At 39.1% G+C, this 21,460-nt stretch carries 28 protein-coding genes and 1 tRNA gene; 10 read left to right on the forward strand and 19 right to left on the reverse strand.

Translation table 11 applies throughout. The annotated features are described in order from the left end of the window. Window positions 1-63: 63 nt before the first annotated feature. Window positions 64-1,638 carry an MDR family MFS transporter gene (locus tag ACFVSW_RS03385; protein WP_387312178.1) on the forward strand — a complete coding sequence of 525 codons (1,575 nt, stop codon included), beginning with the start codon at window positions 64-66 and terminating at the stop codon, window positions 1,636-1,638. A gap of 56 nt (window positions 1,639-1,694) precedes the next feature. Here the strand turns inward: ACFVSW_RS03385 and ACFVSW_RS03390 are convergent, their stop codons facing one another. Continuing rightward, a complete protein-coding gene (locus tag ACFVSW_RS03390; protein WP_387312181.1) occupies window positions 1,695-2,567 on the reverse strand; it encodes a GNAT family N-acetyltransferase in 873 nt (290 codons plus the stop codon). A 201-nt stretch (window positions 2,568-2,768) separates the two neighbouring features. On the opposite strand from ACFVSW_RS03390, the gene ACFVSW_RS03395 reads away from it, so the two are divergent. Continuing rightward, complete coding sequence (locus ACFVSW_RS03395) at window positions 2,769-3,350, forward strand: DUF7010 family protein (protein ID WP_387312184.1); 582 nt, start codon at window positions 2,769-2,771, stop codon at window positions 3,348-3,350. A gap of 127 nt (window positions 3,351-3,477) precedes the next feature. Here ACFVSW_RS03395 and ACFVSW_RS03400 read toward each other — a convergent pair whose 3' ends face one another. The 4 genes from ACFVSW_RS03400 to ACFVSW_RS03415 all read right to left on the reverse strand — a co-directional run bounded on the left by ACFVSW_RS03400 (window position 3,478) and on the right by ACFVSW_RS03415 (window position 6,547). Further along, window positions 3,478-4,404, reverse strand: a complete 927-nt coding sequence (locus tag ACFVSW_RS03400; protein WP_387312187.1) for an aldo/keto reductase — start codon at window positions 4,402-4,404, stop codon at window positions 3,478-3,480. A 43-nt stretch (window positions 4,405-4,447) separates the two neighbouring features. Then, window positions 4,448-4,996 carry a methylated-DNA--[protein]-cysteine S-methyltransferase gene (locus ACFVSW_RS03405; protein WP_387312189.1) on the reverse strand — a complete coding sequence of 183 codons (549 nt, stop codon included), beginning with the start codon at window positions 4,994-4,996 and terminating at the stop codon, window positions 4,448-4,450. Beyond that, window positions 4,993-5,586 carry a bifunctional transcriptional activator/DNA repair enzyme AdaA gene (locus ACFVSW_RS03410; protein WP_387312191.1) on the reverse strand — a complete coding sequence of 198 codons (594 nt, stop codon included), beginning with the start codon at window positions 5,584-5,586 and terminating at the stop codon, window positions 4,993-4,995. The genes ACFVSW_RS03405 and ACFVSW_RS03410 overlap by 4 nt, the downstream gene beginning before the upstream one ends. A gap of 247 nt (window positions 5,587-5,833) precedes the next feature. Then, the gene (locus ACFVSW_RS03415; protein ID WP_387312194.1) at window positions 5,834-6,547 is read right to left on the reverse strand and encodes a 2OG-Fe(II) oxygenase; all 714 of its coding nucleotides are present in this window, start codon (window positions 6,545-6,547) and stop codon (window positions 5,834-5,836) included. 154 nt (window positions 6,548-6,701) lie between these two features. On the opposite strand from ACFVSW_RS03415, the gene ACFVSW_RS03420 reads away from it, so the two are divergent. Together ACFVSW_RS03420 and ACFVSW_RS03425 are read left to right on the forward strand one after the other, a co-directional pair. Then, the gene (locus tag ACFVSW_RS03420; protein WP_387312701.1) at window positions 6,702-7,619 is read left to right on the forward strand and encodes a DNA-3-methyladenine glycosylase family protein; all 918 of its coding nucleotides are present in this window, start codon (window positions 6,702-6,704) and stop codon (window positions 7,617-7,619) included. Window positions 7,620-7,634: 15 nt separating this feature from the next. Then, window positions 7,635-8,276, forward strand: a complete 642-nt coding sequence (locus ACFVSW_RS03425) for an endonuclease III domain-containing protein (RefSeq protein WP_387312197.1) — start codon at window positions 7,635-7,637, stop codon at window positions 8,274-8,276. Between the two features lie 106 nt (window positions 8,277-8,382). Here the strand turns inward: ACFVSW_RS03425 and ACFVSW_RS03430 are convergent, their stop codons facing one another. The 4 genes from ACFVSW_RS03430 to ACFVSW_RS03445 all read right to left on the reverse strand — a co-directional run bounded on the left by ACFVSW_RS03430 (window position 8,383) and on the right by ACFVSW_RS03445 (window position 10,878). Further along, a complete protein-coding gene (locus ACFVSW_RS03430) occupies window positions 8,383-8,991 on the reverse strand; it encodes a flavin reductase family protein (RefSeq protein ID WP_387312703.1) in 609 nt (202 codons plus the stop codon). Window positions 8,992-9,120: 129 nt separating this feature from the next. After that, entirely contained in the window at window positions 9,121-10,080 is a 960-nt protein-coding gene (locus tag ACFVSW_RS03435; RefSeq protein ID WP_387312199.1) for a recombinase zinc beta ribbon domain-containing protein, read from the reverse strand. Next, window positions 10,034-10,621: a recombinase family protein gene (locus ACFVSW_RS03440; RefSeq protein WP_387312201.1), complete on the reverse strand. Its 588-nt coding sequence runs from the start codon at window positions 10,619-10,621 to the stop codon at window positions 10,034-10,036. The genes ACFVSW_RS03435 and ACFVSW_RS03440 overlap by 47 nt, the downstream gene beginning before the upstream one ends. A 185-nt stretch (window positions 10,622-10,806) precedes the next feature. Beyond that, window positions 10,807-10,878, reverse strand: a tRNA-Val gene (locus ACFVSW_RS03445). A gap of 201 nt (window positions 10,879-11,079) precedes the next feature. Here ACFVSW_RS03445 and ACFVSW_RS03450 point away from each other — a divergent pair. From ACFVSW_RS03450 to ACFVSW_RS03470, 5 genes are all read left to right on the forward strand, one after another. Beyond that, window positions 11,080-11,304, forward strand: a complete 225-nt coding sequence (locus ACFVSW_RS03450; protein WP_387312205.1) for a WYL domain-containing protein — start codon at window positions 11,080-11,082, stop codon at window positions 11,302-11,304. 109 nt (window positions 11,305-11,413) lie between these two features. After that, complete coding sequence (locus tag ACFVSW_RS03455) at window positions 11,414-12,136, forward strand: alpha/beta hydrolase (RefSeq protein WP_387312208.1); 723 nt, start codon at window positions 11,414-11,416, stop codon at window positions 12,134-12,136. A gap of 140 nt (window positions 12,137-12,276) precedes the next feature. Continuing rightward, entirely contained in the window at window positions 12,277-12,789 is a 513-nt protein-coding gene (locus tag ACFVSW_RS03460; RefSeq protein WP_387312211.1) for a YjcG family protein, read from the forward strand. Window positions 12,790-12,795: 6 nt separating this feature from the next. After that, window positions 12,796-13,224: a GNAT family N-acetyltransferase gene (locus ACFVSW_RS03465; protein ID WP_387312214.1), complete on the forward strand. Its 429-nt coding sequence runs from the start codon at window positions 12,796-12,798 to the stop codon at window positions 13,222-13,224. Between the two features lie 123 nt (window positions 13,225-13,347). Beyond that, a complete protein-coding gene (locus tag ACFVSW_RS03470) occupies window positions 13,348-15,648 on the forward strand; it encodes a UvrD-helicase domain-containing protein (RefSeq protein ID WP_387312217.1) in 2,301 nt (766 codons plus the stop codon). A 24-nt stretch (window positions 15,649-15,672) separates the two neighbouring features. On the opposite strand, the gene spoVIF is transcribed toward ACFVSW_RS03470, so the two are convergent. From spoVIF to ACFVSW_RS03510, 8 genes are all read right to left on the reverse strand, one after another. Beyond that, window positions 15,673-15,927 (reverse strand): sporulation-specific transcription regulator SpoVIF, encoded by a 255-nt coding sequence (gene spoVIF / locus ACFVSW_RS03475; protein WP_387312706.1) that lies wholly within the window; start codon window positions 15,925-15,927, stop codon window positions 15,673-15,675. A 133-nt stretch (window positions 15,928-16,060) separates the two neighbouring features. Then, entirely contained in the window at window positions 16,061-16,189 is a 129-nt protein-coding gene (locus tag ACFVSW_RS03480; RefSeq protein ID WP_082804840.1) for a YjcZ family sporulation protein, read from the reverse strand. Between the two features lie 107 nt (window positions 16,190-16,296). Next, the gene (gene spoVAE / locus ACFVSW_RS03485) at window positions 16,297-16,653 is read right to left on the reverse strand and encodes a stage V sporulation protein AE (RefSeq protein ID WP_387312221.1); all 357 of its coding nucleotides are present in this window, start codon (window positions 16,651-16,653) and stop codon (window positions 16,297-16,299) included. Window positions 16,654-16,657: 4 nt separating this feature from the next. Beyond that, the gene (spoVAD, locus tag ACFVSW_RS03490; RefSeq protein ID WP_387312224.1) at window positions 16,658-17,683 is read right to left on the reverse strand and encodes a stage V sporulation protein AD; all 1,026 of its coding nucleotides are present in this window, start codon (window positions 17,681-17,683) and stop codon (window positions 16,658-16,660) included. After that, window positions 17,684-18,166, reverse strand: coding sequence for a stage V sporulation protein AC (gene spoVAC, locus ACFVSW_RS03495; protein ID WP_387312226.1), 483 nt, complete (start codon window positions 18,164-18,166; stop codon window positions 17,684-17,686). It abuts the gene before it with no gap. Window positions 18,167-18,183: 17 nt separating this feature from the next. Continuing rightward, complete coding sequence (locus ACFVSW_RS03500; RefSeq protein ID WP_387312228.1) at window positions 18,184-18,555, reverse strand: YhcN/YlaJ family sporulation lipoprotein; 372 nt, start codon at window positions 18,553-18,555, stop codon at window positions 18,184-18,186. Between the two features lie 220 nt (window positions 18,556-18,775). Beyond that, the gene (locus ACFVSW_RS03505; RefSeq protein ID WP_387312229.1) at window positions 18,776-18,898 is read right to left on the reverse strand and encodes a hypothetical protein; all 123 of its coding nucleotides are present in this window, start codon (window positions 18,896-18,898) and stop codon (window positions 18,776-18,778) included. Window positions 18,899-18,977: 79 nt separating this feature from the next. Further along, a complete protein-coding gene (locus ACFVSW_RS03510; protein ID WP_387312708.1) occupies window positions 18,978-19,334 on the reverse strand; it encodes a DUF1360 domain-containing protein in 357 nt (118 codons plus the stop codon). Window positions 19,335-19,477: 143 nt separating this feature from the next. Here ACFVSW_RS03510 and ACFVSW_RS03515 point away from each other — a divergent pair, with 143 nt between their 5' ends. After that, on the forward strand, window positions 19,478-19,987 hold the full coding sequence (locus ACFVSW_RS03515) for a CotY/CotZ family spore coat protein (protein ID WP_387312231.1): 510 nt from the start codon (window positions 19,478-19,480) through the stop codon (window positions 19,985-19,987). Between the two features lie 42 nt (window positions 19,988-20,029). Here ACFVSW_RS03515 and ACFVSW_RS03520 read toward each other — a convergent pair whose 3' ends face one another. After that, window positions 20,030-20,515: a CotO family spore coat protein gene (locus ACFVSW_RS03520; protein WP_387312233.1), complete on the reverse strand. Its 486-nt coding sequence runs from the start codon at window positions 20,513-20,515 to the stop codon at window positions 20,030-20,032. Window positions 20,516-20,637: 122 nt separating this feature from the next. Next, entirely contained in the window at window positions 20,638-21,408 is a 771-nt protein-coding gene (gene fabI / locus ACFVSW_RS03525; RefSeq protein ID WP_387312235.1) for an enoyl-ACP reductase FabI, read from the reverse strand. Window positions 21,409-21,460 lie beyond the last annotated feature (52 nt).

Consider the following 21,460-nt stretch of genomic DNA (forward strand, 5'->3'; position numbering starts at 1 on the left):
ATCTCAGAGCTTAAAGAGGAGTCGTGTGTAAAAGGATAAAAACCGAGATAGGAGGATAGAAATATGAGAATACAAGAACAAAGGATAAATACAAAACTAGTCTTAACGGGTCTAATTATTGGGATGTTCTTTAGTGCGCTTGAACAAACCATCGTCGGTACAGCGATGCCGACGATTATTTCGGAATTAAACGGCTTTACCATTTTCGCCTGGGTTACAACTGCATATATGATTACCTCAACCACGGTTGTACCGATTGTTGGGAAATTATCAGATCTATACGGCAGACGTTTTCTCTACTTATTAGGAACGATTATCTTTATTATTGCTTCGGGTTTGTGTGCGACTGCATCTTCCATGGAACAGTTGGTCATTTACAGGGGCATTCAAGGAATCGGCGGTGGGATGATTATGCCGCTATCGCAAACAATCATTGGGGACATCTTTACGGCTGAACAACGAGCTAAGTGGCAGGGGATTTTTGGTGCACTGTTTGGCTTAAGTTCTGTTATCGGACCTTTTTTGGGCGGCCTGATTGTCGACCATATCAGCTGGCACTGGGTTTTCCTGATTAATGTACCATTTGGACTACTTTCCGCTCTATTAATCTTTACCGGACTTAAGCATGAAACAGTTACGAAAAAAGACAAAGTTAATATCGATTATTTAGGCATTATTACATTAATTCCCTCCATCGTGTTACTATTACTTGGCCTTACCTTTGGCGGCGATAAATTTGCATGGGCATCCATCACATCTTTCTTGATTTTCGGCGGGGCATTGCTGCTATTCATTGTATTTGGATTTATTGAAAAGAAAGCTGCTGAGCCCATTTTGGATTTATCCTTATTTAAAAATCGCATTTTTGCGACGATGAATGGATTAGGATTCTTATTGGGTCTTGGAATGTTTGGAGCGATTATGTTCGTACCAATGTTTATGCAGGGTATTCTCGGTGTTTCACCAACCAAAGCCGGATCTACCATGACACCGATGATGATTGCCATGATTGTCGCTAGTGTTGTAGGTGGGCAGCTGTTACTTCGGTTCAAGTTCCGCACTGTTTTAACAACAGGAATGGTCCTAGCATCACTTGGCTTTTACCTTATGAGTACAATGGGATTGGAATCAAGTGTGTCAAACGCTTATGCCTATATGGTGGTTTTAGGGCTGGGAATGGGATTAGTAATGCCGACATTAATGATTGCCATTCAAAATGAATATCCAAAGTCACAACTCGGGACCGTTACCGCTGCATCGACCTTTTTCCGTTCAATCGGCGGTACCATTGGGATTACTGTTTTAAATTCTGTCATGAATCATTCGCTTGGAACAAAAATGATTCAATCGGCGAAAGAGACCGAAAATCCAATCGCACAAGCAGCACTAAAGACTCTTTCTGAAAAAACAGATTCACTATTTAGTCTGCTGCTTCATCCAAGTCTATTAAAACTGCCTGAGGAAATTCAAAAAATCGTCATTCATGGCATTCAAACTGCTTGGACTGAATCCTTTTCAACCGTCTTTTTAACCGGTCTTATTTTTATTTCAATTGGCATCCTTGTTGCTTTATCTGTAGGCAAGGGACGGATTAAACGCGACAGTCAACCCGCTGGTTCAGGTGCAACTGAATCCTAACCTAAAACAACCCCGCCTTATTCAAAAATTTGCGGGGTGTTTTAATTATTAACATGTTAAGCCTGCGATGTAAACGGGTGTTTAAACTCCCACGGCAGTGTAACACCTGTCATATTTTTCACAAATAAATTAGATTGGTAAGGCTGTTTGCCAAACTTAACTTCATTATCGTCAGGATGATAGTGAAAGACAATTTTAGTAATACTTTCATCAGCGATCTTATGTAAAATATTGTTCAATCCAACTTTCTCCTTACTAATCAAATCATAAAGATGTAAAACAGTATTTTCACGTTGGAAGATGACCAAACACTTTTCCTCTTCAAGGAAGTAGAGATCCTGATTGAAAACCATAAGACAGTAAAACATCAGTAATTCCTCACTCCCCTTTGTTCCAAAATGCTTTGAACCTGAAATACGTTCTGCTGCTAATGTATAGACAAACGCTAAATCGTCTGGCTTACTCCCATCTAATTTTTTCACCCCTGATTGCTTAGATGGAATGTGGCTATAGTCGATGGAAAACTGTACTTCTTTCACTGGAGCAAACCCAAATTTCGGATAAAAGTCTAATACCGTTTGATTAGCAAACAAATAGATGAGATCTACCTGACTGAATTCCGCTAAGACCTTATCCATTAGCTTTCTTGCTAGCCCTTGATTTCGATAATCGGGGTGTGTCATAACCGTACCAATCTGCACAGCTTGTTTTTCCACATTATTAATTACCAGGGTTAATAGATTAACCGATACATTCGCAATCACTTGGCCATTATCAACATATGAATACGGCTGATATTTTTCAGTCCAGAAACCATGTTGATACCAAGTTTCAAACTGAATGCCAAAGGTTTCCGCTGCCAACCGGTTTAAACTGGTCCTTAAAGAAAAGTTTTCTTTATAATTTTTCTCAAAAGATAATTCCCGCAAAATAATTCAACTCCCAATGTTTCCTTTGTTTAGCTATGAGGAATTCGCCTTCAACATCGAGATATCCTTTCTTTTTTTAAAAGTTTTCTTAAAATTAAGTCCGTGATTTCCGCGTTTCTCTCTATCTGCCTTATAATATATTTGAATATTTTGTTAACTAAACATAGATTAGAGCTAATTATGAATAAAGGAGACTGTGCTATGAATTTTAAAAATATGACTTTAGACGAGCTGAGGACCGACCTGATTGTTGTTGCGGAAAAAGGATATCCATTCTTCATTTCCGGAACAATCTATTGGTTCGTTATGGGGGGACTAAGTTTTTTTATCGAAAACGAGAAGCTGTTGGCACTCTGCTTCCTGCTTGCTACCGGTAGCATCTTTCCACTGGCAATTGCCATCAGCCGATTGCTGAAAATTAATATCTTGAGTAATAATCCGTTAGGTGTATTGGGCGGAATTATTGGCGGCATTCAAGCCTTTTATATTCCGGTTTGGGTAGTCATCTACCTTGAGAAACCAGAATTAATCCCCATGGCGATAGGAATTTTGGCTTCTTCTCACTTCCTGCCATATGCGTGGATTTACCAAAGTAAAATTTATCTATTTCTCACCATTTTAATGGCGTTGACCGCTTTTATTTTCGGTTATGTCTTTATTGAGCAGGGCTTTTCACTTTTGCCATTTTTGCTGGCTGCTCTTTACCTCTTAACGGCACTTGCCCTAAAGCTTGAGACTATAACATACATAAAAATGCGAGAGCATAAAGGGCTAAGCAATTAATTCACCAATGCGCTCATTAAAAAAGGATAGACCTAGTAGAAAATTGACTGCTTGGATCTATCCTTTTTCATATATTATTTTGTTGCATATAGGAAAAATATTAATACTCCAAGCTAAAGTGTTACAATTAAGGAACCATATTCCCGGCAGCCTTATAAATTTGATACCATTCTTCTCTTGTCAATGTGAGTTCAGCACCCTTACATGCCTCTATCATCCGCTCGGCCTTGGTAGTTCCAAGCACCACCTGAATGTTAGCAGGATGGCGTGTAATCCACGCTGTAGCTATACCAGTATTCGAAACGCCATATTTTTTAGCAATATTGTCTACTACCTCGTTCAACTTTGGAAAACGCTCCAAATCTCCTAAAAATGACCCTTCAAAGAAACCGTGCTGGTAAGGTGACCAGGCTTGCATCGTGATATCATGCAGACGGCAATATTCCAAAATGCTGCTATCTCGATTAATGGCTTGATCAACCTTCATATTCAAAGTAATTCCCGAGTCAATCATTGGTGTGTGCGCAATGCTAAATTGCAGTTGGTTTACCACCAATTTATGTGGTATGTATTTCTGTAACAATTCAATCTGAGCCGGGTTATGGTTCGATACCCCAAAATATTTTACCTTACCACTATTATGTAGTACTTCAAAGGCCTCTGCCACTTCAGAAGGTTCCATTAATGGATCGGGACGATGAAGCAGCAAAATATCAAGATATTCGGTATTTAGTCGCTTTAAAATACCATTAACCGACTCAAGGATATGCTCCTTAGAAAAATCAAAATAGCCTTCAGCAGAGCGAATGCCGCATTTACTTTGCAAAATCATTTTTTCACGGATGCTTGGATTCATTTGAATTGCTTCAGAAAAAATCTCCTCACACTTCCCTTTTCCATAGATATCCGCATGATCAAAGAAATTAATGCCCTCATCCATTGCCGTCCGGATTAAATTTTCCGCTTCAGGCAAAGACAACTGTGTTAAACGCATATTACCCATAATCATGTTAGAAACCTGTAAATCAGTATTTGCAATGTTAATAAACTTCATTTTTTTACCTCCCTTTTTTTTAATTCTTCAACTTCATTATACTTTAATCTAAGTGATTCGCCCAAGCTTTTAAACCTTGCCGTTCCAAATCAAGGAGTTGTGTCTTCATTTCTAATCCGCCGCGATAGCCGGTTAGCGAGCCATTTTTTCCGACAACACGGTGGCATGGCACCGAAATTAACACCGGATTGGCACCAATAGCCGCTCCTACTGCACGTACTGCCGCTGGCTTATTGATATGGTGTGCGATATCGGAATATACTCTAGTCTCCCCGAACGGAATCTCACAAAGTGCGTTCCATACAGCAACTTGGAACTCTGTCCCATGATAATCAAACGGGACAGTAAAAATCTTCCGTTTCCCATTAAAATATTCTATTAGTTCAGCTGCATAAGGGTTCAGCTTCTCCCTGTCCTCCACTAGAGGGTTTCCTGGAAACTGTTTTTCTGCCCATATCGAAAATTCCTCAAACGGCTTGTTCTGTGACCCGACGTAACAAAGCCCCTTCTCTGTCGCAGCAATATATAGATTCCAATCTTTAAAATTCAGCAGTGACCAATAAACAGGTGTCTTATTATTTTGTGACTTCATTTTATTCCCTCCGATTCATGTAATTGACGGAAATGGGCGGGTGTAGTGCCCGTCATCTTTTTAAATACTGTAATAAAATAAGGCGTATTAGAGATACCAACCATCTTTGCTATATCTGAAACCGCTCGATCCGATTGAAGTAAATATTTTTTAGCTGTATTTATTCTGACCTGATGGATATATTCAACAGGCGTCATGCCGGTAATTTTTTTAAATGTCCGGTGTAAATGATACGGACTTCCATGACTTATTTCAGCTAATGTTTCCAGTGAAAGCTTGTCAGGGTAATTTTTATCAATGTATTCTATTATGATTGCAACCCATTCGTTATCAGGTAAGCGCTCATTCGTGGGTTTGCATCGTTTACAAGGACGGAAATCAGCAGAAATGGCTTCTTCTGCGTTTTGAAAAATCCGTACATTTTCTTTTTTGGGAACGCGAGATTTACATGATGGCTTACAGAAGATTCCCGTTGTCTTAACAGCATAGAAAAATTGATTATTGTATGCTGCATCGTTACCGATAATGGCCTGCCATTTTTCATCTGTCATGACTTCATCACTAGAATCCGCTTGAAACTCTATTCTCATTTAGACCACCTCTCTTATTATTATAGCTCCGTCACAAACGATAGGTAAGTTCTTGGGAATAAAAAAGCAAGATATTGAATCTGATTGGGTTTGATGGAAAGTGCAAACAGTAGGTTGGTTTTGTCCTCCATCCCCCATATGAAGGACACTTCGCATGGTTTATTCACCAGTTTTGTCCTTTATCCCCCAATGAAAAACACTATGCTCAGTTTTTACACTTGTTTTGTCTTTCATTGATATAATTCCTCTATTTCGCATCATGGAAAATAATCCCTAAACCATATCGCTCTCCAGATGTAATCGTGCTGACACCGTGGCGAAGTGTATTTTTGTAATAATCCTTTTTTCCTTGGGCAGGTCGATAGTTTGTTGGAAAAATAATCGCCCCGCCTTGATCAACTGTAAGGACGTGTCCCCTGCTTTGGGCCCTTGGAATTTGCTCTACAAGGAGGAATTCCCCCCCTGTATAGTCTTGATTGTGTTGATTCAGGATAAAGACAACTTGAAATGGAAAAAATACGTCTCCGTAAAGATCCTGATGCATACAGTTGAAGCCGCCTTTTTCATATTTTAAGATTAATGGTGTTGGTCTCGTTTGCTCCTTTTCTTCACAAGTCTTTAAAAAATCTTCCAGCGTATTGGGATACTGTTCCGGTTTTTTCAAATAACCCAACCAGCGATTTGCGGTTTTGGTCAGCTCTGCATAAAACGATTCTCGTAACCCTTGAATCAGTTCAGGCAATGGGTAGGAAAAATATTTGTACTCTCCGCTACCAAAGCGGTATCTCGTCATATTAATCTTTGTTCTGTACAACTGTTCATCACTATATAACTCCATGAACGATTCACATTCTGCCTTAGTTAAAATCGGGGGCAGCTTTGCAAAACCTTGTTCATCTAATTCTTGTTGAATGGCCTCCCAGTCTAAGCTTTGTACACGGGATTTAATATCATGAACCATCGTTATCACCTCCAATTTTTGTTATTATCAATATAGCCCTATTTCTTCTGAAAATAAGGTTTTTACGAATAGAAAAGCAAGATAATGAAATAATTTTTTGTGATAATGATTATTAAGATGCGGAGGTTTGAATGTGGCTAATCAACAAAACACAATGGACTGTTGGCAGGAAATCAATGGGAATATCATCATTGAGCTGCCAATCGATTTTAATATAAAAGCAAATCTTGGCTATTTAGAACGGAACAAAAATGAATGTATGTTTGAAGTCGAAAACGAAATGATCATAAGGGTGATTGCCGTTGGAGAAACCCGAACCTTAGTAAAAATACACGTAAATAAATTTAATCAGATGATCGTGCAATTTTTAAAAGACTCTAGACCGAATAATCAGTCGGAGCGCGCTGAGGTTGCCCAGTACATTCGTGAATGGTTTGACCTTGACCGTGATTTAACGCCGTTTTACAAAATGGCAAAAGCAGACCCGCTCCTTAAGGGGCCAGTCGAGGAATTTTTCGGATTACGTGTGATCGGTGTGCCCGATTTATTTGAGGCCCTCTGCTGGGGAGTCTTAGGGCAGCAGATAAACTTAGCGTTCGCCTACACATTAAAAAGACAATTTGTTGAAAAATTTGGCGATTCAATCGAGTGGAATGGCAGGAACTATTGGGTTTTTCCAACCTACGAACAAATTGCCCAATTAACACCTGCTGATCTAGCAGATATTAAAATGACCTTGAAAAAAAGTGAATATATTATTGGCATTGCCCAACTGATGGCCAGCGGGGAATTATCGAAGGAAAAATTATTGAGGATGGATAGCCTTAAAGAAGCTGAAAAGAGTTTAATCAAGATTCGCGGGATTGGTCCATGGACAGCGAATTACGTGCTAATGCGCTGCCTACGATTTACCTCTGCTTATCCGATTGATGATGTTGGACTGCATAACGCCATCAAACATCTGACCGGTTCAGAGAAAAAGCCTGCGAAGGAAGAGCTTTTAAAGCTTTCAGTACGATGGGAGGGCTGGCAAGCATATGCCACGTTTTATTTATGGCGGGTTCTATATTAAGAAAATGGTGATACAATGAAGCACGATTATCAATTAATTTACAAAAAATTATATGAACACTACGGCCCGCAAGGCTGGTGGCCAGCGGAAACACAGTTTGAAATGATGATCGGCTCCATACTTGTTCAAAATACAAGCTGGCGCAATGTCGACAAGGCCTTAATAAATTTACGACCGTTTTTGCATCCTGAAGTGGTTGCTCAATTATCTAATGAGGAACTTGCCCAGCTTATAAAGCCAAGCGGCTTTTTCAATATTAAGGCTAGTCGGATCAAGTCCTTTATGGAATGGTTTAAAACCCATGATTACGATATCAATTTGATTAAAAAAATAGACAGGCATCAACTGCGCACTGAGCTATTAAGTATCAAGGGCATTGGCCCTGAAACGGCGGATGTCATCTTGCTTTACGCATTTGATACCCCTATTTTTGTCGTCGACGCCTATGCAAAGCGGATATTCTATCGTTTAGGATACGATATGCCAGAATCGTATGATACCTTTAGAAAGCAAGTTGAAAAGGAATTACCTGGGGCCTTGGTACTATTTAATGAATTCCACGCCCTTATCGTTGAACATGCGAAGGAGCATTGCAAAGCAACGCCTATATGTGATATCTGCCCGTTATTTGATATTTGTGGTCGAAGACTGGACTAGGATATATTTTCTCCATTTTATCTTTAAAGAACTTTTCATTGACCGCGGGGAAGCTGTTTTTCTTATTTCGGGCAATGAAAAGTTCTTTCATTTACCGTGCGGGCACTTATTTCGGCCTAATAATTTCAAAAACCTCACCGATTTTTGCATAATTATGACCTGCAAGCCGGCTTACAGCAGCTAAACTAGTTTGATTAATTTTTCCATTCTCGTATATTTCTTTATCAAAATGAAATTGAACCACTCTTCCGATGATTAGGTCACTGCTGGGCGCATCTTCATCGCCTAAAATTAAGTGATGCTCTAATATACACTCCATACGGATCTTTGCCTCTTTAATTCCCGGAACCAAGATTTTCGTACTCTCAATTGCTGAAAAATTTGTTAGTTCCATTTCACTTTGGTCAGGCGGGAGGCTTGCCGCTGTTTCATTCACTTGTGCGATAATCCCTTCATCGACAATATGAACAACAAATTCCTTAAGACCGACAATGTTGCGTGCCGTATCCTTTTGCCCCGTTTCCTTTCTTAATACAGCGATTGAAATCATCGGCGGTTTTGATGAGGCAATATTGAAGTAGCTAAACGGAGCAGCATTTAAGGTACCATCACTCGCTAACGAGGTCACAAATGCAATTGGCCTTGGAATAACACTCCCAATCATCAATTTATAATTTTCAGTCGCAGTATTCTTAGCTGGGTCAATCGAAAGCATTGATTCACTTTTCATCATGTAATTCAACTCCTCTTCTTTATGATTAATTATACAATTCTATGTAACGTTTTTAGAATATAAATCATTCAAAGTGTGTCTATCACGATGTACATTAGAAATAAAAAAATCCTAACATCGTTTAGATGTTAGGATTTGTGATGACCTGTGAGGGACTTGAACCCCCGACCCCTTCCCTGTCACTTTTGGAATCACTACAGAACTAGAATTTATCTCTTTAATTTTATGACTTATTATAGCAGGATGTGCAATATAATCTTTTGTTAATAATTCAAAACTTCCTTTTTTAAGAATTACTTTTTCAATAATTCGCCCTAGCATCTGCCTTTTTTCCATTACAGAGCACGAATAATATTTACTATTCCAATTAGGTAGCTCTATATTTAACAATTCAATAGAATTCTCTTTAGTTATAAGAGCAGAAAAAGAAGTTTCTTCATTAAAAAGGTTTTTATTTATTTCAAGAATATCTTTTTCTAATTTAGCTAATCTCTCCAATTGATTTTCATTTTTTAATTGAAAATAAGAGGAATACAACTGACTTAATTCTTCTTTTATCCTTTCTATTTCCCTTAAACAGGATTCTTTTTCCTGTTTTATTCCCTTTTCATCAATAAAAAAAGTTGCTTTTTTCATAACGTCTGCTAACAAAGATATAATTATATCTTCATGCTTGTCTGCACCAAAGTCCCTTTGCTCATGAATTTCATGTTTATTTTTTGCATGCTCACAGACATAGCGCCGATAAATTTTTGTTTCAAATGATTTTCCATTTACTTTTTTAGGTCTATTTCTATTATTCTCGGCCTTTAGCTTTTTCCCGCAGTACCCGCAATAAATTAGATTGCTAAGTAAAAAGGTATTTTTTGTTGTAGTACCCGAATGATTTTCATAGGGTTTTCTTTTGTCCATTAATTCTTGAGTTTTTAAAAATACTTCCTTATCTACAATTACTAATTCCTCTTTTTTAGGTTGGAGCTTCCATTCTGACCGCTTATGTTTACCGTGCAGATTGCTACATTTATTATAAGCTGGGTAACCAATATATATGGGGTTTCTTAATTTTAACAATCTCTGCTTCCTCAGGGAAAATAGCTAATTCTGATTTTCCATCCAATTTAATAATTTTGTACCCATAAGGAGGAGATCCTCCTGTAAAAATACCTTCCTCGTTTAGTTGTACAAATCTTCTTTTTACTCTTTGTGATGTTTTTTCAACTTCTTTTGAGCACTGAAGATAATATTCAGCTTCACGTTCAGAAAAATTGGAAACCATTCCTTCGGTTATAGACCAGATTTCAATGCCCTCACTCTGCATGGCATCGAAAAAGTATTTCATTTCATCCTCTTTCCTGCCAATCCTGTCCAACATGAATACAAGTAATACTTCAAATTCTCTTTGCTTAGCACCAAGTAAGATTCTATTGATTCCTTTTCGATCTTCTAGTTTTACACTATATCCAGAAACAGCCAGTTCCTCAATCTCACGTTTTATTTTCCAATCGTGAAAATTGGAAATGTAATTTAAACAAGCTTTCTGTTGTAGGGTAGTATCATGGTGAAGGACTTGACTTTTAGTTGAAACACGGTAATAAGCCCAGACTCTTTTCACCGGCTCTATCCTCCTTTTATTTTTATTCTTTATTTAATTATAAAACATATGTTCGTTTTAATCAATTAAAGAGCTTGTAATTCCAGCAATTAGGAAAGAGCTTTTAAATATTATTTTACTTGAAATAAGAAACTACAAATTATAGAAAAAAAATCCTAACATCGTTTAGATGTTAGGATTAGTGATGATCTGAGAGGGATTCGAACCCCCGACCCCATCCCTGTCAAGGATGTATTCTCCCGCTGAACTATCAGATCGCTTATTAGTACAAATTTAATTATATTAAATTTTTCTAGAATGTCAATATTATTTTTAGCATTCTTACGGATAACCCTCCTGACCATCCATTCCAGCCGATAAATCTTTTAACAACAAAAAGGAATGGAAGTTCTATTTTCTCGAATAAAGAACGAATGTTCGGATATAATAATACAATAATGAAGAAAGGAGTGATTCACATGGATGGGCTATTCATCCGTTCCATCGAAGAAAATATGCCTTTAGAAATGATTTATCTTGCCGATAACCATGAGTTATCTCAGCGGAAATTGATTGTGATGGAAATGAATGAGGAATATATTCGTGCCTATTGTCTGCTTCGAAAACAAGTCCGCACCTTTAAGCGGGAAAACATTTTATCCATCATGCCCGAAACCTGTTTAAAAAAGCGACACCTTCACTAACCCCCTATGTTCCGATTCCCCCAAACTCCCTTCCTATTGTGAAAAGCATTTCTAATTAAAATATGATAAAATGCAGTTGTATTAATCGAAATATTGGGGGTTTTGTTGTATGGAGTTTCCAAAAGGCACGATTAAAGAACTTACCTTTCAAAGCGTTGAGCTAGGGGAAGAAATGCAGCTCCTTATTTATCTACCAGCAAACTTTTCGCCGTTATATAAATACTCGTTGTTAATCGCACAGGATGGCCGCGATTATTTCCAGCTTGGCCGAATTGGTCGAGTAGCAGACGAGTTTCATTCTAAAAGGGAAATTGAAAATTTAATAATTGTTGGGGTGCCCTATAAAGATGTGGAGGACCGTCGCAGGAAATACCATCCCAAAGGATCAGAAAACCAAAAATACATCCGCTTCCTTGCCCATGAGTTAGTTCCTTTTCTTGACAAAGAGTTTCCTACTTATCAAATGGGTTCGACGAGGGCACTTATTGGCGACTCGCTTGCCGCTACCGTCTCATTAATGACGGCAATTCAATACCCGCACACATTTGGAAAAGTACTGTTGCAGTCGCCTTACGTTGACAATCAGGTAGTGGAATTAATAAGAAACTTTACTGAAGAGCAGCTTTTAGAAATTTATCATGTCATTGGCAATCAAGAAACGGAAGTACACATGACTAACGGAAAAGTGAGTGATTTCCTTGGCCCAAACCGCGAACTTTCAAAAGTAATTTCAGCAAAACCTTTTACATATTTTTATGAAGAATTTAACGGAAATCATACCTGGACATACTGGCAGCCAGATTTAAGACGAGCACTTAAACTGTTATTTTAGTCTTACAACTATTGTCACAAGTTTCATAAGTGTGATTTAAGTGATTTAATATATTTTGAAAATTTGCTATAATAGCAGGAAGGCTTTTTATAAGTATTGGTTTTTCAAGAAAATAATTTTATATAAACGGAGGTAAACGTATGAAATTTGGAGTTGTTATTTTCCCGTCAAAAAAGCTTCAAGACCTGGTGAATTCTTATCGCAAACGCTATGATCCGCATTATGCTCTAATTCCTCCACACCTAACGTTAAAGAATGCCTTTGAAGCAACAGAAGAGAATGCGAAGGATTTAGCAGACAAATTACGAAAAATCGCTAGAAATACCAACCCAATCGCATTAAAAACTTCCAAAATCAGCTCGTTTCAGCCTGTAAATAATGTCATCTATTTCAAAGTGGACAAAACGGAAGAACTTGTAGCCCTTCATTCCGAAGTTAATCAAGAATATAGCGAACAAAACCCGGATTATGCCTTTGTTCCGCATATTACGATTGGTCAAAAGCTTTCCGATGACGAGCACTCAGATGTCTTAGGTTCACTTAGAATGACAAAACTTGATCATGAAGAAACAATTGACCGCTTCCACCTTCTATATCAATTAGAAAATGGTTCTTGGACCGTTTATGAAACATTTCGTCTTGGAAAGGAATAGGATTACGTGAAAGTAAAGGTTGTAGAAAATCAAAAAGAACTTGAAGATGCTTTTTATATAAGAAAAATTGTTTTCGTGGAGGAGCAAAACGTCCCGCTTGAAGAGGAAATCGACCAATACGAAGATGAAGCCGCCCATTTTGTCCTATATCTTGAAGATGCGCCTATCGGGGCTGGCAGATTCCGGGTCGTGGATGGATACGGGAAAGTTGAACGCATCTGTGTTTTAAAAGAAGCAAGAAAAACTGGTGCAGGGAAGTCGATCATGAATGCTATTGAGAACCACGCTCAGTCTCTTGCGTTACAGAAATTAAAGCTACATGCCCAAACCCAAGCTATTCCTTTCTATGAAGGTCTTGGTTACGAGGTTGTCTCAGAGGAGTTTTTGGATGCAGGTATTCCTCATAAAACAATGATAAAAGAAATAATAACTTAAAAGAAGCACTTGCCGTTGACTGGCAAGTGCTTCTTTATCTTCCTGGATTAAAACACTTTCAGATACCGGCTAGTTTTGTTATGATTGAACATGTCTTATTTAGCGAAATAGAGGTTTAAATATATGAAAACAGCTATCTATCAACATCAAAATATTGTTCTTGACAACTTAGCGAGAGAACAATATCAAAAAATCTTTCTTGCTGGGAAAAATGGTGAACTCCACTGCCCTACGTGCGCCCAGAAAGTTCGATTGTTACTGGGAATTCACGAGAGCCCTTATTTTTTTCATACCCAAGAACCGGAAATACATTGCCCAGAGCCTGCTGTAACTATAGTTACCGAGGATTCAGCAAGCTTTAGCGTTCAGAACGGATTTAATCTGCCAAAAGGCAGAACGATTACAGAAACCCAAAAAAATCTAGAACTATTCAGACCATCAAAAACAATTGAATACACGATCCCATTTAAACAGGTAACAGAAGGCAGTCAGCAAAAACGACCGCCTTATCTCTTAGAACTAGCGGAAAGCGGAGTTGTCCTGGATGAAAGCCAAACAGCGGCTGTCCTGGATACAGAAGGATCGATATTAGTCCTTGCTGGTGCGGGGAGCGGTAAAACACGTGTGTTAACCGTACGAACAGCTTTTATGCTCCATGATAAACAGATTGATCCCCGTACGATTATGCTTGTTACCTTTACGTCAAAAGCTGCCGCTGAAATGAAGGATCGATTGCTCTCCTATCCACAAATGAAACGGGAAAAAATCAATCAACTTGTTACGGGTACGTTTCACAGTATTTTTTATCGGATACTTATGTTTCATGATGGAGCCAATTGGTCTGCTGACAAATTATTAAAAAAAGAATGGCAGCGGGATAAAATCCTTAAAGAAGCTGGTAAAGAGCTCGACTTATCTGAAAAGGAATTTGCCTTTGACCTGGCGCTACAGCAAATTGGGTTTTGGAAAAACTCACTCCTGATGCCAAACGAAGTGAGACCCGCATCTGAGTGGGAAGAAAAGGCAGTATTTCTATATAAAAAATATGAGGAATATAAGCGTCGAGAAGGTCTTTTTGACTTTGATGACATGCTGCTTGGTTGTTATCAGCTTTTGAATTCTTCCCCTGACCTGCTTGCACACTATCAGGACCGCTTTCACTATTTTTTAATTGATGAATTTCAGGATGTAAACAAGGTGCAGTATGAACTCATCAAGCTCCTATCAGGAATGCATAAAAACGTTTGTGCAGTCGGCGATGATGATCAAGCGATTTATTCATTCCGAGGGAGTGACCCGAGCTATTTGCTGGAATTTGAAAAAGACTTCCCTGCTGCAAAATTGGTTATTCTTGAACAAAATTACCGTTCTTCCCATGAAATTGTCGCTGCATCCACACAAATGATTGCTGCTAATAAAGTCAGAAGAATGAAGCGAATGAAGGCACAATTTTCATCAGGCTTGCTGCCGCTCTTATTTTTTCCCTTTGATGAAGAGGAAGAAGCAACAATGATTGTCACAGATATTCAGGAACGAATTTCTAACGGGGAAAATCCCTCAGACTTCGCGGTTCTTTATCGGACTAATGCTGGCTCACGTGCTATTTTTGAGCGCTTAGCAAGTTCAAATCTTCCTTTTAAACTGGAGCAAGATGCTGAAAGCTTTTATCAGCGGTATATTGTCAGAAGTGCCCTCTCCTTTCTTAAGGTTAGCTTGAATGAAGATGACCCGCATGCTTTATCCGATATCCTGCCATTCTTATTTTTAAAGCAAGCGGTACTGAAAGAATTAAAAGCACAGAGTATCCTGAAAGACTGCAGTTTTCTTGAGGCCCTATCACACTTAAAAACGGCACATGCCTTTCAAGAAAAAAAATTAAAAAAGGCTGTGACGCTTATTCGGGGATTAAAGCATATGTCCCCAATTATAGCGATTGAGAAAATCGAAAAAGATCTTGGTTTTCTTGATTTTCTCAAGAAGCGAGGGAACGAATCAAGCAAGATCGAAAAAGGCTCGGACGACCTTAAGGACCTTAAAGTGGCCGCAAAAAGCTTTGAGACCATCGAGGCATTGCTGGCACATTCCGAGCATATGTCAGCAATGAACAAAGAAATAAAGAATCTAAGTAAGCATTTTACAGATGCAATCAGCCTAAGCACTATTCACCGGGCTAAAGGGCTTGAATATAAAACCGTTTATTTAATCGGGACTGTCGATGGCAGCCTGCCACATGATTTTGCCTTAGAAGCGCAGCGAAATGGTGATTTTACTGCTCTTGAAGAGGAGCGGAGATTATTTTACGTTGCGATGACTCGCGCGCGGAATCAGCTTTTTATCTCAGTACCGCAACAAAGGAGAGGAAAAAAGGCAAATCAGTCACGATTTTTAGCCCCTTTGAATAAAAGAAAGAAGACCGATTCCTAATACAAAGGAGTTGGTCTTCTTCTTTTACTTTTTATTCATCATTTTCGAGATTGTATTGAAGTCAAGCTGTTTCCCGTCATTAATGATCGATTTTACAATTTGATTTTCCATTTCTTTACTTACCGGTTTATTAGCAATTTCGGAAACCCTTCTAATCACATTGCGGACCGTTTTTTCATCTTTAAAATTGGCATTTTGCAACGAATTTGCTAAATCAAAGATATCTTTCATATTAACGCCCGTTTTCTTTTCTATGTTTTTAAAGAATCCATTATCCATGTTCAAAAATCACTCTCCTTCATAAACTACTTTATTGTATGAAGGAAAGGGAAAATGGTGATTGCAGGAACAAGAAAGGGGCTGGCCACTTTTTTGGGCCAACCCCTTCCAGCTGAAACAAGCTTACTATTTATTAAAAGAAGCTTGCACCAACTATGATTAAAAGAATGAACAATACGACGATTAATACAAATGTTGAACCTCCGCCGTAGCCGTAGCCACCGCCGTAGCCGTAGCCACCACCATATCCACCAAAGCACATAAAATAGTCACCTCACTTAAGTAATCTCATTAATAACATATGAAATTACTTATTAGTGTGTGCAGGCATGACCACCTATTCAAAAGCCAGAGTGAAAAATGTGCATTTTACCCTTTAGGTTTAAAAATAAGGGCGCCGATAAACCCGAAAACAATCGCGGCGGAGATTCCAGAACTTGTTACTTGAAACATGCCGGTTAACACACCAATGATTCCATGTGCCTTCGCATCCTGTAGTGCCCCATGAACTAAGGAATTTCCAAAGCTGGTAATCGGGATGGTTGCTCCTGCACCAGCAAAATCAACCAGTGGCTCATACAATCCGAACCCATCCAACACTGCACCTGCAACCACAAGCAAACTTAAGGTGTGCCCTGGTGTCAGTTTGACTACATCAAATAATAGCTGCCCAATGACACAAATGAATCCGCCAACCACAAACGCCCAAAAAAACATCGCTAGCATCGACTCACCCCTTTTCCTCATTCATCTCAATGGATACTGCATGTGCAATACATGGGATTGATTCGCTTTGTTGAAAACTGAGCGGCGATAACAATGCTCCGGTCGCAACTACCAACATCCGTTTATATGTCCCCTTCTTTAGTTGGTTCAGTAGATGTCCATAAAGGACAGTCGCTGAGCACCCCGCACCGCTTCCCCCGGATTGAACTGGCTGATCATCCTTATACATTAATAACCCACAATCCTGAAACTGTTTTCGTTCCAATTTAAGACCACTTTTGTTGAGCAATTCGAAGGCCGTATCGTGACCTACTCTCCCCAGATCGCCAGTCACAATTAAATCATAATAAGAAGGGTCCAATTGCAGGTCACGAAAATGAGCCATGATTGTATCCGCTGCCGCCGGCGCCATTGCTCCACCCATATTAAACGGATCTGTTAACCCCATATCAATGACTTTTCCAATCGTTGCTGAGGTTGTTACAGGGTGCATCTTTTCAGGCTCATTCGGCTGCACAAGGGCCACTCCCGCACCGGTGATGGTCCATTGTGCTGTTGGCGGTTTTTGGCCGCCATATTCTGTTGGGTAGCGAAACTGCTTTTCGACCGCTGCATTATGGCTTGAGGCACCTGTCAGCACGTATTTCGCTCCTTGGTAATTAACAACAAATGAGGAGAGTGCTAAGCCTTCCATAGAAGTAGAGCAGGCCCCGAAAAGACCGAAATAAGGAATCTGCATGGTTCTAGCCGCAAAGCTTGTAGGGGTGATCTGATTAATTAGATCTCCGGCAAATAAAAATTGTACCTGTTCTTTTTGGACTTCTCCTTTTTTTAAGGCCATTTTTATTGCTTCTTCAAGCAATAAACGATGGGCTTTTTCGTAGGACTCTTTTCCCATCCATAAATCTTCATATAATAAATCAAAATCATTCGCCAGTTTCCCATTTGCTTCAAATGGCCCTCCTGTTACTCCCGTTGCTGAAATCATTGGCCGGTTAGCGAATACCCATGATTGATGCCCTTTTAACAATTACAAAACCCCCCAAATCACAAGAAGCGTTTTAACCAACGCCACAACAAACGCTGAGAACACACCGAAGAGAATCACCGATCCGGCAAGCTTGAACATATTCCCGCCAACACCTAGAACAAACCCTTCTGTCCGATGTTCAATAGCAGCAGAGATAACAGCGTTACCAAACCCAGTAACAGGCACAGCGCTTCCTGCTCCTGCAAATTGTCCAATCCGATCGTAGACTCCGAACCCGGTTAATAGCATGGAGAAGAAGACCATTGTCGCCACTGTCGGATTTCCGACACTTTGTTCTGTAAAATTAAAAAAATATATGTAAAAATAACTGACGGCTTGGCCAATAAGACAAATGAGGCCGCCAACAAAAAATGCTTTGATACAATTCTTCAGTACTGGTCTTTTTATTTCATGCTTCTGCTGCAGCTGTTGATAGTTCCGCTGCTGGAGCGTCGTGTTTTGCTTTTTTTGCTTGCTCTCCATTTTTAATTCGCCCTTTCCTACTTCGTAGCTTCTGTCATCTTAACGATTTCTTTAAAGCGTTTTTCAGCTTCCCGGTGAGAAAATTTAGGGGATTTCATTCGCTCATCCAACCTAATCGTTTCAAGAAAAATTTTATAATCACTTGAAACAGTAAACTTTTCTTTCGGATATTTTTCTTCAAGCATTTTGGTTAGATTCTTTTCAATTTTTTTCATGCTAAATCGGTGCAAATGTTTAACCTTATAGGCAACGAGTGTATCTTTTTTCCCTTTCACTACGGCAACATCATAAATTTGAGGAAATGAGCTTACTTCTTTTTTTATTTCTTCAATACGATTAGGATTTTTACTTTTATCCATAACAACTGGTTTAGGATTCGTCGTTTTCATCAGGGCTAATTGACTATCCTTGGCCGGTTGATTATGATTACAGGCGGCCAATAAACATATACAAGTGAATAATATCAGTCGATACCTAGCGCTCATTTTATTCCCTTTCCTTGTTCCAATTTTTTATAAGTACTATTACAAAGTAGTTTTTTCGACATTGGCAAAAATTATGACAAGATTAATAATAAAAAAACTGCCAGTTAACCAGCAGTTTCATCTGTTATCTTGATGTCTTTTTTTTGCCGCAGCCGCAGCCTTTTTTCTTTACCGATTTTGTTGTTTGATACGATTGCGTTGTTTGATACGATTGCGTTGTTTCCTTGTTCTTCTTTTTCTTATTCACCCTATTCTCTCCTTCTGAATTAAATAATTCCTAATAGTTAGAATATGAGCCAGATGCAAGTCTTGTCTCAGCAAATCCATTATATTTCCAGCAAATACTGCACGATTAATTCAAGAATTGCAGCAATTCCTGCAACCGCTAGAATGAGGATAACCGGTGTGGAAAAGTCCGGGTACAGATAAAACAGCCCTACAATAATTGCAGCAGCCCAAATACCTGTACACCAATAGCAGCTTAGAAGTTCACCAAAGAATCTTCTTATTCCTGATTTCTTCGGGAGGTAATAAACTTCCATTTCACCATCTTCATTTTCCTCAGTTAGCTCATCGAAAAAAGGGGCACGGATAAATTCGGTTATTTTGTCATAAACAAATAATCTTGTAAGCCTGAAGCTCGCCAGTGATAAAATAAACAAGTTTAAAAAGGTTATTTTCATCACCTATTAATCTCCTCTTATTTATTTTTGGATTTTCACCCGCCTAATTTTGCCAAATAAGGCAATTGTCCGTAACCCAAAAGGGCTCTGTGAAATATGTTAGTAATGTAAGATATATATCACGGATTAAGGAGGAAAAATAAATGGGTTGTGGAAATAATAATAACGATTTTCGCAGTGGTAACTGTGTCTGCGAAGTAGTTCGTGCCATTAAAGATATTCAAGACAACGCTGTTGAAGAAGAATGTGCAGAGTGTTCCAGTTGTTTTACAGAGCCGCTGGGAACATTAGTGTCACCAGCAAGGAGAGAACCTGTTGATACTCGTGTGTTTGTTTTAAGTACGGAAGATGGTTCTCCATTTCACGCGTTTTTCAGCAATGAACACAATGCATGTGTATCCATCTACTTCCGCGTAGAAGATGTATTTGACAACTGTTGTGCAACACTTCGTGTATTAGTGCCAGGACGCCGTGAAGGCGGGCACTTTGTTCCGGTAAACCTTGTTTCTAGCGGAGACAAATGTTGCATTGACCTTACAAAGGTGTGCCAGGTTGAGCGATTCCGCGCAAGCAACGACTGCATTACAGTTGACTTAAACTGCTTCTGTGCAGTTCAATGTATTGCCGATGTTAACTTGGGATTATGCAATTAAAAAAATGAGCCAGTCGGGATAAATCGGCTGGCTTTTTTATTTCTACTTTTTGATTCCAATCATTATGACATTCTTTAAATCATTTAGAGGGAATGTTTTTGACGATTGGTCATGGAATTGGATGGTTACCTGGCTGCCGTTGTACTCTTTTAAGTACCCCTGATAATTTTGTTCAGCTGTATAAAAGACACACGGGACAGGTGGAAGAACTTTTGGAAAGTTGATTAAATAGTCTAAGCGCTCAGTTAGGTCCATATCTTTGAAGGGTTTTACCCGCGTAAATGCAGTTTTGTTTCTTTCTTGATGTTGAGTAGATGAAGTAGATTGCCAATCCTCTGAATTGTTTACCTCGATTGGTATCGGGTCGATGGACTCCCTTTTCGCAAGAGAAATTTTCCTTCTGATGTCATCTACTTGCTCTTGTTCCCGTTTGTTTGTATATACTTCCTGCATGTTGCTCTTGGAAGGGGCACTAGAAAATGACTGATCAACATATAGCAGCGGGCGTTGACTCTTTTTATTAGACATGCAAAGCACCTCCTAATTACGTAATCCTACACTTTATATGTATGCGAAATGCCTATCACCGTTAACAGCAAATTCTCAATTTCTTCATATAAAAAGCCCGCATGGCTGCGGGCTTTAAGAAATTACAAAATATGATATCCTGAATCAACATGAATGTTTTCGCCGGTAATTCCTCGGGAAAGTTCACTGAAAAGAAATAGAGCTGTGTCGCCGACTTCTTCCGGAGTGGTTGTTCTACGTAAAGGTGCTCTTTCTTCAATCTCATTTAAAATAGAATTAAACTCACCAATGGCTTTAGCTGATAAGGTACGGATTGGACCAGCGGAAATCGAGTTAACGCGAATGCCCTCTTTTCCGAGATCAGCTGCTAAATAACGGACGCTTGCATCTAGAGATGCTTTCGCTACACCCATGACATTATAGTTTGGAATGGCACGCTCGCCGCCTAAATAGGTTAATGTCACAATACTGCCGCCTTCAGCCATTAAGCCTCGTGCTTCTTTTGCCACTGCCGTTAGAGAATAGGAGCTGATATTTTGTGCGAGCAGGAAACCATCTCTAGACGTGTTCACAAATTCACCTTTTAACTCATCTGTTTTTGCAAATGCAATACAATGTGCAATCCCATGAATCGTTCCAACTGCCTCTTTAATCTCAGTAAAACACGTGGCAATAGCTTCGTCACTTGTCACATCACATGGAAGTACAAGTGTTCCTTCCGCCTCTAATGAATTGGCTAATTCACGAACGCTGCTCTCTAGTCTTTCACCCGCATAGGTAAAAATCAATCTTGCTCCTGCATTGTGCAGTGAGCGGGCAATTCCCCATGCAATACTGCGTTTATTGGCGACACCCATTACAACATATGTTTTTCCATCTAAAGAAAGACCCATTAAATAATTCCTCCCACAATAAATACATGTTATTAGTACTTGGTACTAATTT

Source organism: Neobacillus sp. NPDC058068 (assembly GCF_042885335.1).
Lineage (GTDB): Bacteria > Bacillota > Bacilli > Bacillales > Cytobacillaceae > Neobacillus.

Coding starts and splice junctions, on each gene's coding strand:
- ACFVSW_RS03510 (WP_387312708.1), bottom strand. CDS start 19,334: ATGAAAATAACCTTTTTAAACTTGTTTATTTTATCACTGGCGAGCTTC.
- ACFVSW_RS03455 (WP_387312208.1), top strand. CDS start 11,414: ATGGAGTTTCCAAAAGGCACGATTAAAGAACTTACCTTTCAAAGCGTT.
- spoVIF (WP_387312706.1), bottom strand. CDS start 15,927: ATGGATAATGGATTCTTTAAAAACATAGAAAAGAAAACGGGCGTTAAT.
- ACFVSW_RS03415 (WP_387312194.1), bottom strand. CDS start 6,547: ATGGTTCATGATATTAAATCCCGTGTACAAAGCTTAGACTGGGAGGCC.
- ACFVSW_RS03425 (WP_387312197.1), top strand. CDS start 7,635: ATGAAGCACGATTATCAATTAATTTACAAAAAATTATATGAACACTAC.
- fabI (WP_387312235.1), bottom strand. CDS start 21,408: ATGGGTCTTTCTTTAGATGGAAAAACATATGTTGTAATGGGTGTCGCC.
- ACFVSW_RS03480 (WP_082804840.1), bottom strand. CDS start 16,189: ATGTGCTTTGGTGGATATGGTGGTGGCTACGGCTACGGCGGTGGCTAC.
- ACFVSW_RS03420 (WP_387312701.1), top strand. CDS start 6,702: ATGGACTGTTGGCAGGAAATCAATGGGAATATCATCATTGAGCTGCCA.
- ACFVSW_RS03385 (WP_387312178.1), top strand. CDS start 64: ATGAGAATACAAGAACAAAGGATAAATACAAAACTAGTCTTAACGGGT.
- spoVAE (WP_387312221.1), bottom strand. CDS start 16,653: ATGCTAGCGATGTTTTTTTGGGCGTTTGTGGTTGGCGGATTCATTTGT.
- ACFVSW_RS03400 (WP_387312187.1), bottom strand. CDS start 4,404: ATGAAGTTTATTAACATTGCAAATACTGATTTACAGGTTTCTAACATG.
- ACFVSW_RS03430 (WP_387312703.1), bottom strand. CDS start 8,991: ATGCTTTCGATTGACCCAGCTAAGAATACTGCGACTGAAAATTATAAA.
- ACFVSW_RS03395 (WP_387312184.1), top strand. CDS start 2,769: ATGAATTTTAAAAATATGACTTTAGACGAGCTGAGGACCGACCTGATT.
- ACFVSW_RS03515 (WP_387312231.1), top strand. CDS start 19,478: ATGGGTTGTGGAAATAATAATAACGATTTTCGCAGTGGTAACTGTGTC.
- ACFVSW_RS03520 (WP_387312233.1), bottom strand. CDS start 20,515: ATGTCTAATAAAAAGAGTCAACGCCCGCTGCTATATGTTGATCAGTCA.
- ACFVSW_RS03450 (WP_387312205.1), top strand. CDS start 11,080: ATGGATGGGCTATTCATCCGTTCCATCGAAGAAAATATGCCTTTAGAA.
- ACFVSW_RS03500 (WP_387312228.1), bottom strand. CDS start 18,555: ATGAAAACGACGAATCCTAAACCAGTTGTTATGGATAAAAGTAAAAAT.
- ACFVSW_RS03470 (WP_387312217.1), top strand. CDS start 13,348: ATGAAAACAGCTATCTATCAACATCAAAATATTGTTCTTGACAACTTA.
- ACFVSW_RS03410 (WP_387312191.1), bottom strand. CDS start 5,586: ATGAGAATAGAGTTTCAAGCGGATTCTAGTGATGAAGTCATGACAGAT.
- ACFVSW_RS03460 (WP_387312211.1), top strand. CDS start 12,277: ATGAAATTTGGAGTTGTTATTTTCCCGTCAAAAAAGCTTCAAGACCTG.
- ACFVSW_RS03405 (WP_387312189.1), bottom strand. CDS start 4,996: ATGAAGTCACAAAATAATAAGACACCTGTTTATTGGTCACTGCTGAAT.
- spoVAC (WP_387312226.1), bottom strand. CDS start 18,166: ATGGAGAGCAAGCAAAAAAAGCAAAACACGACGCTCCAGCAGCGGAAC.